Here is a 14,360-nt window from a genome sequence, read left to right as displayed (position 1 = left end):
CCACCGTTGCTCAGCTGTCGGGCAGGATGCCGTAGCGGCGGCTGGTGGTGGGATCGCGCCGGGCCGCCTCGGTCAACTGTGGTTCCAGCATGGTCCGCAGCGCCACCGAGGCGCTGGGTGCGCTCGGGTCCAGCTCCGGCGGTGCGCCCTGGCGTCCACCGGCGGCCCAGTCCCGCCAGGCCGACTCGCACTGCCGGTCGACCGCGTTGCGGTCCTGCCCGACAGCGGCGCGCTGGGCGGTGGCGGTGAACGCCAGCGCGGCATGCAGCGCGGCGAGCGCCTCGGGGCCCAGATGGTCGCCGCCCTGCACAAGGTGGTACTCGTGACCGACGTCGAGGTCCCACAGGGCCCGATGGAGCTGCTCGGTGCCGTCGTGCAGGGCGAACACGTCCCGGTCGCCACAGCGAAGGAGGATCGCCAACCCGCTGTCCCGGATCGCCTCGGCATTGTCCCGCAGCCGGTGCGGGACGCTGTTGGCCGGGAATCCGGCGCCCTCGCTGTTCATCTCGTTGGCCAACTGGGCAAGCACGTCGAGGGTGTTTCGGGGACGCAGTTGGGTGGGGGTCAGCGCGGGGAGCAGGGCCGGCGCCACGGCCGCGACGGAGAGCCAACGGGCCGGCTCCGCAAAGGCGATCTTGAGAGCGCCGTAGCCACCCATCGAGGCGCCCAGCAGCGAGACGCGGCTCAGGTCGACGGCGTACCGCTTCGCCAGGGCCTGCGGGAAACCCTCGGCGACCAGGCGCTCCCAGGCGTTGCCGGGCCGGTCGATGTAGAAGCCGCCGACCGTCGGCGTGGAGGCGCACGCAAGCACCGACTCGGGCAGCGACCCGTCGGCCCACATCTGGTCGACCGTCGGTTGCAGCATCGCCAGGAACTCCCGGGAGGAGTTCGCCCCGTGCAGCACCAGGATGAGCGGCAGCGGCTCCTCCCCCGACCATTCGTCGGGCGTGAGGACGGCGTACGCGACCTCGTCCTCCACCAGCGGATCCTGGTACGCATCACGGGTCAGACGGCTACTCATGGCCGTCACCCTGGCACAGCCCGAGCACCGCCGACACACAATATTCGGGCCTGCCGCGAGCAGGCACCGCTCAGCATCACCGGCTCTGATTTCCGCTCAGGTCATGGCGGGCGATGGTCGGCGGACCGGCAGGCCAGGATTTCGGACCGGGACGGCGGACGTGCTCGACCGGGCCGGGCGGGCCCGGGCATCGTCTGGCACATGAACGCCTCGACCTTGACCTCCGGCGCGGACGTACCCCGGTGGTCGGCGCTGACGCACCGCTGGCCGAGCCTGCTCGGCGTGGCCACCGCGCTGCTGGTCCTGGCCACCGGCCCGGACCGGGAGACCCTCGCGACCGTGGTCGGCGTGGCCCTGCTCTGCTATCTCGGCGCCGCCGCGCTGGACCGCCCCTGGGTGGCCTGGGCGGCCATCCCGGCCGGCGGCCTGCTGATCGCCGCGAGCGAGCTGACCGGCCTGGCCTGGTGGGCCGGTCTCGGTGTCGTCGCGCTCGGACTGGTGACGGTCGGCCTACTCGGCCGGGCGTCCCGACCGGCGCTCACCGCCCAGACCGCCGCCCTGATCGGGTACGGCGTACTCGCGGTCACCTCGCTCTTCGTCGCGCCGACCGCCGGGCTCGTGCTCAGCGCCTTGGTGCTGATCGGGCACGGAGCCTGGGACCTGCTCCACTATCGACGCAACTGGGTGGTGCCCCGCTCACTCGCCGAGTTCTGCATGCTGCTGGACGTGCCGCTGGGCGTCGGGTTCCTCCTACTCGCCGCGGTCAACTGAACCATGTGGCGCATGCTGGTCAACGGAAGCCTTGGGCGCCTGGTAGCCGGCCCGGTAGCGCGACGGCGCAATGCCGTACCGGTCGACGAACGCCTGCCGCAACGCCTCCGCCGAGGTGAAACCGCAGCGGGCGGCGACCCGGGCCAGCGGCAACCGGCTCGACGCGAGCAGTTGGGCCGCCGCCTCCAGCCGGACCGTGCGGACGTACCGGGCCGGCGTCTGGCCGAGTTGGGCGACGAAGAGCCGGGTCAGGTGACGTTCGCTCACCGCCGCCCGAGCGGCCAGGGCGGCCAGGCTGAGGTCGGCGGCCGGTGCCTCGTTGATGGTCTTGACCAGGTCCCGGACCAGGGTGTCGTCCGGCACCGGTGCGGCGAGGAACATGCTCATCTGCGCCTGGTTGCCCGGCCGGTGCAGGTACGTCACCAGCCCCTGCGCCACCCGCCGGGCCAGCTCGCCACCGTGGTCCTCGGCCACGAAGGCCAGGGCGAGGTCGAGGGCGCTGGTGACCCCGGCGGAGGTGCTGACCGCGCCGTCGCGGATGTAGATCGGTGCCGGGTCGACCCGTACGGCGGGATAACTGGCCGCGAGCTGGTCGGCGAACATCCAGTGGGTGGTGGCCTGGCGGCCGTCGAGCAGGCCGGCGGCGGCCAGCACGGAGGCACCGGTGCAGACCGAGGCCACCCGCCGCGTCTGGCGGGCCAGCCGGCGTACGTGTCCGACGAGGCGGACGTCCCCGGCCGCAGCCAGGTGTCCCTCGCCGCCGGCGACGATCAGGGTGTCGAACGGTCCGTGCAGTCGTTCGAGCGCCGCCTGTGCGGCCAGCGTCAGTCCGGACCGGCCGCTGATCGGCCGGCCGCCGGGCGAGACCACCCGGATCTCGTAGCGCGGGGTGTCCCGGCCCCGGTTGGCGTAGGTGAAGGTGGTGGCCAGACCGGTGATTTCCAGCAGCTCGGCCTCGGGATAGCCGACGACGACGATGACCCGGGTCCCGTCCATCGCCCGACTGTATCGCCGGCCGTCGCCGGATTGACCCTGCCGGGCACCCCTCATAACCTGGGTTGAATCGATTCGACAGCGAGGAGCGGGATGAACATCGGGGAGATCGCCCGCCGCGCGGGCGTGTCCCGCAGCACGGTGTCGTACGTGTTGAGCGGCAAGCGGGCGGTCTCGGAGCCGACCCGGCAACGGATCCAGGCCGTCATCGACGAGTTGGACTACCGCCCCAACGCCAACGCCCGGGCGTTGAAGGAGGGGCGCACCCGTACCCTCGGGCTGGTCATCCCCCCGGCCAGTCAGCGCCTGACCGACATGCAGCTCGGCTTCGTCGCCAGCGTGGTCGAGGCCGCCGCCCGCGCCGACCTGGACGTGCTGCTCTCCCCCTCCGGTGGCGACCACGACCGGTCGTTCGAACGGATCGTGACGGGCCGCCGGGTCGACGGGGTGATCCTGATGGAGATCCGGTTGGAGGACGACCGGGTCACCCGGCTGCGGCAGAGCCGGTTGCCCTTCGTCACCATCGGCCGCACCGCCGAGCCGGCGGGCACCAGCTGGGTCGACGTGGACTACGAGGGCCTCCTCGCCCGGTGCGTCCATCATCTGGCCGATCTGGGGCACCGACACGTCGCCCTGGTGAACCGCTCGGCCGAGTTGGTCGCCGCCGGCTACGGTCCCGGCCACCGCGCGCTGGCCGGCTTCGCCCAGGCGGTGACCGAGCGGGGCCTGACCGGAGTCGACCTGTGCTGTGGTGACGATGCGCCCGCCGGTGAGGCCACCATGACCCGGCTGTTGACCGCCCACCCGGAGGTCACCGCCGTCGCCACGATCAACGAGGCCGCACTGCCCGGCATCCAGCGGGCGCTGGCGGCGGAGCGCCTGGTGGTGCCGCGCGACTTCTCCGTCGTCGGGGTGGCCGCCACACACTGGGCCGAGGACTTCCGCCCGCCGCTGACGGCGGCGGACGTGCCCACCCTGGAGATGGGCGCGGAGGCGGTGGCGCTGCTGCTGGAACGGATCGCCGACCCCACCACCGGCCTGCGCCACCACCTCTACCGTCCCCCGATCTCGCTGCGCGCCAGCACCGGACCGGCCCCCCTGCCCCCGCGTTGACCAAGAGGTTTTCGTCACGGCCACGGGGGTGCGTGACACGAACCTCTTGGTCAACCGGGTCGATGGTGGCGGCGGTGGTGGTGGTCGGCGGCGAGCAGGAGATAGCTGCTGGCGGTCCAGGTGTACGCGCGATCGCGCAGGCCGGCGCCCGTCTCGGCGTCGAAGTTCTCGGCGAAGCCGGACTTCTCGCAGAGCGCGCGGAACCGCTGGCTGATCTCGTCGGCGAGTCCGGTGTGCCCGGCCCGGCGCAGGCCGTCCTCGATCAGGATCGTGGCCGGTGCCCAGATCGGCCCGCGCCAGTAGCCGTCGGCCGCGTAGTGCGGCGAGTCGACCGGCTCGGTGGCGAGCCCGTGCGCGGTGAGGTGGCGCTTGAGCCCACCGGCGAGCGCGGCACTGACCTCGGCGGGCAGCTCCGCGCCGAGCACGATGGGCATGAGGTCGAGCAGGCTGCTGCTCGATCGGGCCTGACCGTCGCGGGCACCCCGGGCGGTGAACCGCTGCCCGTCCCACAGCTCGCCGAACAGTTCGGCGCGGATGCCCCCGGCGGTACGGCTCCACTGCGCCGCCTCCTCCGGGCGCCGCAGCTCCGCGGCCAGCTCGGCGAGCTGGTGCAGTTGCAGCAGCAGTAGCGCGGCGAGGTCGGGGGTCTCGATGACCCGAGCACCGTCGAACGTGGTGGCGTTGTCCCAGCCGCTGTCGTTGCCGTGCTGGTAGTGCGGCAGCTGGTGACCGGGCACCCGACGGTGGTCGAGCCAGAAGCCGGTCCAGCGCGCGAGCCGCTGGTAGGCGTCGGAGAGCTGGGCGCGGGAGAGCGGACGGGTCAGTCGCCGCCGCAGCTGCCGCAACGCCCAGCCGTGCACGGGCGGTTTGACGTAGTTGTGCAGCACCTCCGAGTGGGCGACGGAGTCCGGCAGCGCACCCGTCGGGTCCTGATGGTCGAAGGGCAGTTGGAACTGGTCCCAGGCCAGGTCGGCGTCGGCCCCGGCGAGGGCCAGCGCGTTGAAGCAGTGGTCCCAGCTCCACACCTTGTTCATCCAGTGCTTGGACATCAGCACGGCGGGGCGGGTGAGGAACCCGGCCGGCGCGACCGTCGCCGACCAGAGCACGTACGCAGCCAGTTCCGCGGCAGGCGTCTGCGGGCCGCGCCAGGGTGCCAGCGCGTCGACGAAGCTCGCGAAGTCGGCCGCCATCGCCCGGACGAGCTGGTCGAAGTCCCGGTCGGCCGGGTAGGGGCGGCGGGCGGTCCGGTACTCCTCGACGGCGATCTCCCACGGCTGGTCGGCCGGCAGGAGCAGGGCCCGGTCGGCGGTACCGAGCGCCTCCGCACCCACCGCCCGCAGGTCACCGGTCAGCGGCGTGATCCGGTAGCGGCGGCCGGTCTCGTACGAGGTGAGCACGTACGCGCCGGTGACCGGGTCGGCGTAGAGATAGCTGCCGCTAAACGGGGTGAGGGTGTCCCGGGCGGCGGCGATCCGCAGACCGAGGCCACGACCGCGCAACCGGACTGCCTCCGGGCCGTCGTAGGTCAGCTCGATCAGGCCGCCCGGATGCCGCCAGGTCAGCAGCGCCGGGGTGGCCGTCACCGTGGCGTCGGCGGTGGGCGTGAGTCGAAGCACCGGATGCATTCCGGTCTGGTGGGAGACCAGGTGCAGGTCGGGGGCGTGAGCGTGGGTGGCCACCACCGGGGAGATGCTGAACCAGGATCCGCGATGGCTGAACGGGATGTCCTGGATGGAGAACGTCGGGCCGGTGCGGGCGACGGTCATGGGCGCGGGCTGCCTTTCCTGGTACGGCGGGCGGGTGGCACCCTCCTTCGAACCGATTCGCCGAATCGGTTCGGCCGACGATAGGCCCGCCCGACGACCCGGTCAAGAGCGTCGGCGGCCACTGTGGAGCAGGTGAGAAACTCGTGCTTGACCGCGTCGACATGACGTTGACATCTATCACTGCGAACTCCTACGCTCCCAGCGAATCGGTTCGACACGCACCTGCACCCGCCAGCAGCGCGCTCCCGTCCCGAAGGAGTCCCCGTGAAGCTGCCCCGCCCGAGCAGACCAGGAGCCGTTCGCCGCCTCGTCGCCCGACTCACGGTCGGCGCCCTGGCGGTGACCACGGTCGGCATTGTCGCCGCACCGGCCCGCGCCGCCGACGAGTCGATAAGTGTGAACTTCTCGGTGACCAGTGGCACGCCTACGTACCGGGCGGCCGGCTGGATCTACGGCATGACCGAGAACGCCGCCGGGCCGCCTGACCACTTCTACCGCGACGTCAAGTTCCGGTACATGCGCGCCGGTGGCGCGCAGTTGCCCGGCAGCGGTTGGGTCGGCGGAAACTACGAACGCCGATGGAACTCCACGCTGGCCCAGGCGCGACGCACCGCCGCGCTCGGTGGCGAGTTCATCCTGCTGCCGCACGACCTGTGGGGCGCCGACGGTGCCGCGATCTCCCGCTTTCCCGGCGACAACGGCAACTGGACCGACTACGACAACTTCCTCAACCGGGTGATCAACGACGTCCGCGCGGCCGGGCTGACCGTGCAGTGGGACATCTGGAACGAACCAAACATCACCCTGTTCTGGAACCGCCCGATCGCCCAGTACCTCGAGCTGTGGCGGCGCACCTACCAGCGCCTCCGGGCCGAGTTCCCCAACCAGCTGATCGTCGGGCCGAGCTGCGCCTGCGTGCCGTCGACAAACCACACCTTCTGGAACCAGTACCTGGACTTCGTCCGTTCCACAAACACCGTGCCGGACATCGTCAGCTGGCACTCGCTGCCCGGCGACCCGGTGGCCAACGTCGCCGCCGCCAACGCCACCCTCGACCCGCGCGGCATCCCGCACCCCCGCCCGTACCAGATCAACGAGTACGCCGCGCCCGACGAGCAGAATCCCGGCGACGGCGCGTGGTACATCTCGCGGCTGGAACGCGCCCGTGCCGACGGGCTACGGGCCAACTGGGCCAGCGCCGGGAACCTGCACAACGACCTCGGCAACCTACTGGTACGCAACTCGGCCGGGCAGCACCAGCCCAAGGGCGAATGGTGGGTCTACCGCTTCTACGCCGCGCAGGCCGGGCAGATCGTCTCGGTCACGCCGAGCCCGTCGTACGACGCGTTCGCCACCCGGACGTCCGGCACGGCGAAGGTCCTGATCGGCGCGGGCCGGACCACCGGCAACCTCACCGTCAACCTGCAACGGCTGGACACCACCAGCGGCATCGTGCAGAACAACCAGGTACGCGTGCTCGTGCAGCGGATCCCCCACAACAACGGCGGCGCGGTCCAGGGCCCGATCACCGTGTCGAACAGCGTGCTCACCGTCAGCGGCAACAACGCCACGGTCACGCTGCCCTACAGCAACCAGACTGACACGTACACCCTGACCCTGCTGCCGCCCGCCGACGGCGGCTTCCAGTCGGTGGCGGTGGCCCAGCACTCCCAGCAGTGCCTGGACAACACCGACCTCGCCACCGGGGACGGCAACGTCCAGCAGCAGTTCCACTGTGAGGGCGGCGACCAGCAGCTGTGGAACTTCCGGCCGGTGGCCGGTGTGGCGAACACCTTCACCGTGGTGAACCAGCAGAGCGGCAAGTGCCTGGACGTCAGCGGCGTCTCCACCGCCGACGGTGCCGCCGTGCACCAGTGGAGCTGCCACAGCGGCCTCAACCAGCAGTTCACCCTGCGCAAGGTGACCTACCCCGGCAACGACTCGCACGACTACCAGCTCGTCGCCCGACACAGCAACAAGTGCGTGGACGTCAGCACCATCTCCACCGCGCCACGCGCGCCGGTCCACCAGTGGACGTGCAATCCGGCGGGCCAGGGCAGCCCGCTCAACCAGACCTGGCGGCTGTGGGGCCGGTGACCGCCGATCACGGCCGATGAACAGCCGACCAGCTGCGGCGGCCCCGTCCGATCCCGGACGGGGCCGCCGTGGCGGTCGACGAGACGACCAGATCTCCACGGGTGTCATCGGTGACGCTCACCGGCGCGCTATCCGATGTCCGCGCGGAGCCTCATCCGACGGTGACCGAGTAGGACCCGGTGACCACCTCGCCGCTGCCGGTGAAGATCTCCGGCCCGGCCTGGACACTTGTCAGGTACTTCGAGCTGCTCATCCAGCCCCGCGAGACCACATCGTTGGCGAAGTCGCGGATGTTCAGCGTCGCGTTTGTGGTGTTGCTGGTCCGCACGTACGAGTAGACGTTCCAGCTGCCCACGTAGCCGCGCCACACCTCCCAGCTGGTGCCGGCGATGGTGACGGTGCCCTGCCGGCTGCCGGCCGGGGAGGCGTTGGCACGGTACAGCCAGATCATCAGCTCGTCGGTGGGCTGGTCCGCCGAGCCCGGGTTTGCCATCGGGTGGAACCACATGTCGTACGCGACGTTCATGTTGCCACTGCCGGTGACGCTGAACTGCCAGCTGGTGTTGACGTTGCGGTTGGCCGAGACCTGCACCGGCAGGCCGGTGTTCGGACGCCGCCAACCCCAGTGCCAGCCGAGGATCGCCGCCGCGTACGACTTGACGCTGCTGGCGCTGCCGCTCCAGGTGTAGCTGGTCCCCCACCGGATCTGGTCCCCCGAGCCACCGAGGGTCCAGATGCACTGGCTGCCCGTGGCGCCGGTCGAGCCCCACTGGTTGTTGGGGATCCAGTACTTGCCGATGTCGATCAGGTCGCTGCTGTTGCAGAGCCGACCGGAGGGTGGGTAGTCACCGATCGGCGGTGGGGTGCTGCGGGTCGGCGTGGGCGTCGGGTCAGGGTTGCTGGCGCCGGTGCAGGTCACGCCGTTGAGCGTGAACGCGGTGGGCACCGGGTTGCTGCCGCTCCACGAGCCGCTGAAGCCGAAGCTCGCGGTCCCGTTGGTGCCGATCGCGCCGTTGTACGACACGTTGCTCGCGGTGACCTGGGTGCCGCTCTGGGTCACGGTGGCGTTCCACGCCTGGGTGACCCGCTGACCCGAACCGTACGACCAGACGAGCCGCCAGGACGACACCGGGTCACCGAGGTTGGTGATGGTCACGTCGGCGTTGAAGCCGCCCTGCCACTGAGCGGAGACCGCGTACCGGACGGCGCACCCGACCGCGGCGGCATGGGCGACGGCCACCCCGGCGGCGGCGGTGACGACGGTGACGGCCGCCGTGGCGGCCAGTAGCGCGAGGCGATGACGTTTCGCCATTGGTCTCTCCTGCGGTTGCGGGACCGCCGACCGACGCACCGGGACTTGTTCGCGCTCACATCGACGCCAGGCCCCTAATTGATAGCTGTAAATGCGAAAGTACGACAACCCTGGGACGGCAGTCAACGAACCCGCTCGGCACAGGCCCTAGCATCGACAGCCATGACCGATGCCGCCACCTACCGCAATCCCGTCATCCCGGGCTTTCACCCCGATCCGAGCATCTGCCGGGTGGGCGAGGACTACTACCTGGTCTGCTCCAGCTTCGAGTACTTCCCCGGCGTACCCATCTTCCACAGCCGTGACCTGGTCAACTGGCGGCAGATCGGCAACGTGCTGGACCGCCCGAACCAACTGGAACTACCGCCGGGCACGCACGCCTCCGGCGGCATCTTCGCGCCGACCATCCGCCACCACGACGGCCGGTTCTACATGATCACCACAAACGTCAACATCGGCCGGCACCTGCTGGTCACCGCCACCGACCCGGCCGGGCCCTGGTCGGACCCGATCTACCTGGACGTGCCGCACATCGACCCGTCGCTGGTCTGGGACGACAACGGAGACTGCTGGCTCACCGTTTCCGGAGTGGAGTCGTACCGGATCGATCCGCTGGCCGGCACGGTCCTGGAAGGTCCGGTGCCGATGTGGTCCGGCACCGGCGGGCAGTACCCGGAGGCCCCGCACCTGTACCGGATCGACGGATGGTGGTACCTGCTGGTCTCCGAGGGCGGTACGCACACCGGGCACGCCGTGTCCATCGCCCGCTCCCGCGACATCCGCGGTCCGTTCGCGCCGGCACCGGTCAACCCCTTCCTCACCCACCGGAGCACGGATCGGCCGATCCAGGCGACCGGCCACGCCGACCTGGTCCAGGCCGCCGACGGAAGCTGGTGGCTGGTGCTGCTCGGCATCCGCGCCAAGGGCCAGTGGCCGCCGTACCACGTGCTCGGCCGGGAGACCTTCCTGGTGCCGGTGCGGTGGGTGGACGGTTGGCCGGTGGTCGACCCGGTCGAGGAGGTGATGGCCGCCCCCGCCGGCAGCCCGCCCGCGCTCGCCACCGCCCCCGATCCCGGTGCCCACCGCGACGACTTCGACGACCCGACGTTGGCAGCGGGCTGGCTCTCGCTGCGGGCCCGGCCGGCGGAAAGCTGGTCGCTCACCGAACGGCCCGGCTGGCTCACCCTGCACGCCGTCGGCGACACGCTCGACCGGGTCGGGGCGACGATTGTCGCCCGCCGGCAACTGCACCACGACTGCCGGGCCGGCGTCCGCGTCGACCCCGGCGCCGGGCGGGCCGGGCTGACCCTGCGCATCGATGAGGCACACCACTACGACCTGGAGATCTCCGAGGGCACCGTACGGGTCGTCGGCCGGGTCGGACCGTTCCGCCAGGTGTTCGCCGAGCAGCCGGTCCCGCCCGGACCGGTCACCGTGACCATCGCCACCAGGACCCACCACCTGTTGCCGCCGACGGTGACCGCCGCCGACCAGGTGACCGCGCCCGGGGCACCCTTCGGCGTACGCCCCGCCGCCTGCGACACGGTCAGCTTCGAGGTGGCGACGGCGGACGGGTCGGTCGTCCTGGCCGAACTCGACGGCCGTTACCTCTCCACCGAGGTCGCCGCCGGCTTCACCGGCCGGGTCTTCGGCCTCTACGTCACCGAGGGCAGCGCCGCCTTCGACTGGTTCGACTACCAGCCGATGCCGCCCGCCGGTGACTGACCATGCCACTGCGACGGTCCGCCCTCCCCCAGCCGGCCACAACCGGGTCGCCGGCGGATGGCATCGAGTGGGGACGACAGGTTAGCCTGCCCTAACTATCGAGCTTGAGGCGGGCGAATGAGGCAACCCACGGGGCGACTGATCGGCCAGATGTTCTGGCGCCAGCGCCGAGACACCGCCCTGTGCGCCCTGTTCTGGTCCCTGCACCAGGTCTGCGAGGCGCTCGTCCCGGTGGCGATCGGCCTGGTGATCGACCAGGCCGTCGGCACCGGGTCGACCTCGGCGATGGCCTGGTCCGTGCTGGGCATCTTCGCGCTGTTCACCGCGCTCACCATGGGCTGGCGGTCGGGCTTCTGGTTCCTTTCCAAGGCGGTGGCGGAGGAGTCACACCAGTTGCGGATGCGGGTGGTCCGGCGCGTCGTCGGTGGCCGGGGGATCCGCACCCGACGCCAGAGCGGGGAGTTGCTCTCGATCGCGACCTCCGACACCCACGCCACCGCCGAACTGCTCGAACTGGGCAGTCGGGGGGTGAGCGCCCTCGTCGGCCTGACGGTGTCGACGATCGTGCTGCTGCGGATCGACTGGTCACTCGGACTCGGGCTGGTGGTGGGTGTACCGATCCTGGTGCTCGGGCTCAACGCGCTCGGGCCGATCGTGGGCCGCCGCACCTCGGCGCAGCAGCAGGCCGTCGGCCGGGCCGCCGCCACGGCGTCCGACCTGCTGCGCGGGCTGCGACCGCTGCGCGGCGTCGGCGGCGCCGACGAGGCCGCCCGCCGCTACCGTACGGCCAGCCGCACCTCCCTGGACGCCGGCGTGGGCACCGTCAAGGCCGGCGCCATGTTCATCGGCGCGTCCACCTTCACCACCGGGCTGCTGGTCACCGCCGTGGCCGCCCTGGCCGGCTGGTTCGCCCTGGAGGGACGGATCACGGTCGGGCAGCTCATCACGATCGTCGGGCTGGCCACGTTCATCACCGATCCGGTGCTCAACCTCGCCGACTGCGTCTTCCGGCTGGCGACGGCACGCGCCAGCGCGGCCCGCGTGGCCGAGGTGCTCGGCGCGGCAGAACAGGGCCTGTCCGGGGACCGGACGGCCGAGCCGGGCACGCTTGCCCTCGACGCGGTGCACGCGCCGAACCTGGCCGGCGTCGACCTCGTCGTGGCACCGGGTGAGCTGGTCGGCATCGTCACCGGCGAGGCCGGCGCCGCCGACGACGTCACCGACCTGCTCTCCGGCGCGCGGTCGCCCGACCGGGGCGAGGTGACCCTTGCCGGTACGCCGATGCGGGAGCTCGATCTTGCCTCGTTGCGCCGTACCGTGCTGGTCGAGCCGCACGCGGTCGACCTGTTCGGGGCGACCCTGCGCGAGGTGTTGCAGACCGGCGACGAGCGCGACGACGCCACGCTGAACGCCAGCCTGACCGCAGCCGCCGGCGAGGACCTGCGCACCGACGGCGCCGGGTTGGATCGCGACCTGGTCGACCACGGACTGAACCTCTCCGGCGGCCAGCGCCAGCGCATCGCCCTGGCCCGCGCGCTGCTGGCCGACCGGCCGGTCACCGTCTTCCGCGATCCCACCACGGCGATCGACGCGGTCACCGAGCACGCCATCGCCGACGGGATACGCGCCTACCGGACCGGCGACGGTCGTGCGACCGTACTGGTCACCACCAGCGCACCGCTGCTGGACCGCTGCGACCGGGTCGTCTTTCTCCGCCTCGGCAAGGTGGCGGCCGTCGGGCGCCATCGCGAACTGCTCGCGGATTCCTCGTACGCGGAGGTGGTGCTGCGATGACCACGACCAGCAGAATCCTGCCGGTCGCGAGCGGCCGGGTGACGCTCGCCGCCTTCTGGCGTGCCCTACGGCGCTACCCGGTGCTCGCCTGGACGTCGGTGCTGGCGGCGACCGCGGCGAGTGTGGCGGCGGTCGTCGTGCCGATCCTGCTCGGTCGGCTGGTCGACCTGGTGGTGGCCGGTGGCACCGTCGAATCGCTGCTGCTGACCTCGGCCTGGATCCTGGGTGCGGGACTGGCCGCCGCGGTGCTCACCGGTACCGCCAACTGGCTGGTCACCGAGTGGGGCATGCGGGCCTGCGCCGACCTCCGCGAGGAGGTGCTCGACCGGGCGTTGCGGATGGACGCGGCCCGGCTGGAGAGCGCCGGGGCGGGCGACGTCGCCTCCCGGGTCACCGAGGACGTGGAGCGGGTGACCGACTCGGTACGGCTGGCGGCCGGAATCTTCACCGCGCTGGTCACCGTCGTGATCACCTTTGCCGGTTTCGCGTCGCTCGACTGGCGCATCGCCGGCGCGTTCCTGGTCGTCTTCCCGGTGTACGTGCTGAGTCTGCGCCGCTTCGTGCCTCAGGCGAAGCGGCTCTACGCCGCCGAGCGGCAGGCGGCAGCGGTCCGTACGCAGAGCGTGTTGACCACCTTCACCGGAGCTCGGACGGTGCACGCGTACGGCATGCAGGAGCGCCAGAGCCGACAGGTCGACCAGGCGTCGCGCAACGCCGTCGTGGCGCGGCTGCGGGCCGTCCGCGGCTTCCTCTGGTTCGCCAACACGATGAACTACGCGGAGGCGATCGGGCTCACCGCGGTGCTGCTCACCGGTTTCCTGCTGGTACGCGCGGGCGACAGCACGGTCGGCGACGTCACCGCCGCCGCCCTGCTCTTCCACCGGCTCTTCGGGCCGCTCGGCATGTTGCTGATCTCGTTCAACGACATCCAGTCGGCCGGCGCGGCACTGGCCCGGCTGGTCGGTATCGCCGGGCTCGACGTGCCGGCGGCGCGGCCGGCGCACTCGGTCTCCTCGTGGCGGCCGACGGGCATCACCGCCACGTCGGTCTGGCACCGCTATCCGGGTGGCCCACCTGTCGTGCAGGACGTCTCGATCGAGATCGCCGAGGGCGAGTCGTTGGCGATCGTCGGTGCGAGCGGGGCCGGCAAGACGACCCTCGCGGCCATCCTCGGTGGCGTCTTCCCCGCCGCCGACGGCGAGGTGCGGTTGGGTGGCCGGCCGATCGGCGATCTGCATCCGGCCGAGCTGCGCCGGACCGTCGGTGTCGTCACCCAGGAGGTCCACGTCTTCGCCGGGCCCCTCGCCGACGACCTCCGGTTGGCCGCGCCCGAAGCCTCCGACGAGGATCTGCACGCCGCGTTGAAGCTGGTCGGCGCCGCCGACTGGGTCGCCGCGCTGCCCGACGGTCTGCGGACCCGGGTCGGTGACGGCGAGCATCCGCTCACCGCCGGTCAGGCGCAACAGGTGGCGCTGGCCCGGATCGCCCTGCTCGACCCACCGATCGTCGTGCTGGACGAGGCGAGTGCCGAGGCCGGCAGCGCGGGGGCCCGGCAGCTCGAACAGGCCACCGCCACGCTGATCCAGGGGCGCACGGCCGTCGTGGTCGCGCACCGGCTCAGCCAGGCGCACACCTGCGACCGGATCGCCGTGATGTCGCACGGGCGCATCGTCGAACTAGGCACCCCGGACCAGCTACTCGCCGCAAACGGCCGCTACGCCGCCCTCTGGTCCGCCTGGCACCGCTGACCCCCGCCCCCATCCCGTCC

At 71.6% G+C, this 14,360-nt stretch carries 10 protein-coding genes; 6 read left to right on the top strand and 4 right to left on the bottom strand.

Annotation, left to right across the window (positions count from 1 at the left end; genetic code table 11):
• Nucleotides 1-10: 10 nt before the first annotated feature.
• Nucleotides 11-1,021, bottom strand: a complete 1,011-nt coding sequence (locus QQG74_RS15075) for an alpha/beta hydrolase-fold protein (protein ID WP_341720916.1) — start codon at nt 1,019-1,021, stop codon at nt 11-13.
• Between the two features lie 201 nt (nt 1,022-1,222).
• Here QQG74_RS15075 and QQG74_RS15070 point away from each other — a divergent pair, with 201 nt between their 5' ends.
• Nucleotides 1,223-1,792: a hypothetical protein gene (locus tag QQG74_RS15070; RefSeq protein WP_341720915.1), complete on the top strand. Its 570-nt coding sequence runs from the start codon at nt 1,223-1,225 to the stop codon at nt 1,790-1,792.
• Here QQG74_RS15070 and QQG74_RS15065 read toward each other — a convergent pair.
• Nucleotides 1,772-2,788, bottom strand: coding sequence for a DJ-1/PfpI family protein (locus tag QQG74_RS15065; RefSeq protein WP_341720914.1), 1,017 nt, complete (start codon nt 2,786-2,788; stop codon nt 1,772-1,774). The two genes, QQG74_RS15070 and QQG74_RS15065, sit on opposite strands and share 21 nt — an antisense overlap.
• 90 nt (nt 2,789-2,878) lie before the next feature.
• On the opposite strand from QQG74_RS15065, the gene QQG74_RS15060 reads away from it, so the two are divergent.
• Nucleotides 2,879-3,898: a LacI family DNA-binding transcriptional regulator gene (locus QQG74_RS15060; protein ID WP_341720913.1), complete on the top strand. Its 1,020-nt coding sequence runs from the start codon at nt 2,879-2,881 to the stop codon at nt 3,896-3,898.
• A gap of 50 nt (nt 3,899-3,948) precedes the next feature.
• Here QQG74_RS15060 and QQG74_RS15055 read toward each other — a convergent pair whose 3' ends face one another.
• On the bottom strand, nt 3,949-5,664 hold the full coding sequence (locus QQG74_RS15055) for a trehalase family glycosidase (protein WP_341720912.1): 1,716 nt from the start codon (nt 5,662-5,664) through the stop codon (nt 3,949-3,951).
• A 264-nt stretch (nt 5,665-5,928) separates the two neighbouring features.
• Here QQG74_RS15055 and QQG74_RS15050 point away from each other — a divergent pair, with 264 nt between their 5' ends.
• Nucleotides 5,929-7,761 carry an RICIN domain-containing protein gene (locus tag QQG74_RS15050; protein ID WP_341720911.1) on the top strand — a complete coding sequence of 611 codons (1,833 nt, stop codon included), beginning with the start codon at nt 5,929-5,931 and terminating at the stop codon, nt 7,759-7,761.
• A gap of 151 nt (nt 7,762-7,912) precedes the next feature.
• On the opposite strand, the gene QQG74_RS15045 is transcribed toward QQG74_RS15050, so the two are convergent.
• A complete protein-coding gene (locus QQG74_RS15045; protein ID WP_341720910.1) occupies nt 7,913-9,073 on the bottom strand; it encodes a cellulose binding domain-containing protein in 1,161 nt (386 codons plus the stop codon).
• Nucleotides 9,074-9,235: 162 nt separating this feature from the next.
• Between QQG74_RS15045 and QQG74_RS15040 the strand changes: the two genes are divergently transcribed.
• The 3 genes from QQG74_RS15040 (at nt 9,236) to QQG74_RS15030 (ending at nt 14,340) form a co-directional block, all read left to right on the top strand.
• Entirely contained in the window at nt 9,236-10,798 is a 1,563-nt protein-coding gene (locus QQG74_RS15040) for a glycoside hydrolase family 43 protein (RefSeq protein WP_341720909.1), read from the top strand.
• 117 nt (nt 10,799-10,915) lie between these two features.
• Nucleotides 10,916-12,592, top strand: coding sequence for an ABC transporter ATP-binding protein (locus QQG74_RS15035; protein ID WP_341720908.1), 1,677 nt, complete (start codon nt 10,916-10,918; stop codon nt 12,590-12,592).
• On the top strand, nt 12,589-14,340 hold the full coding sequence (locus QQG74_RS15030; RefSeq protein ID WP_341720907.1) for an ABC transporter ATP-binding protein: 1,752 nt from the start codon (nt 12,589-12,591) through the stop codon (nt 14,338-14,340). Before QQG74_RS15035 ends, QQG74_RS15030 begins: the two co-directional genes overlap by 4 nt.
• Nucleotides 14,341-14,360 lie beyond the last annotated feature (20 nt).

The sequence above is a fragment of the Micromonospora sp. FIMYZ51 genome (assembly GCF_038246755.1).
In the GTDB taxonomy this organism is placed as follows: Bacteria; Actinomycetota; Actinomycetes; order Mycobacteriales; family Micromonosporaceae; genus Micromonospora.
Note: the sequence above shows the minus strand (reverse complement) of the source record. Positions and strands in the feature narration are given on the sequence as shown.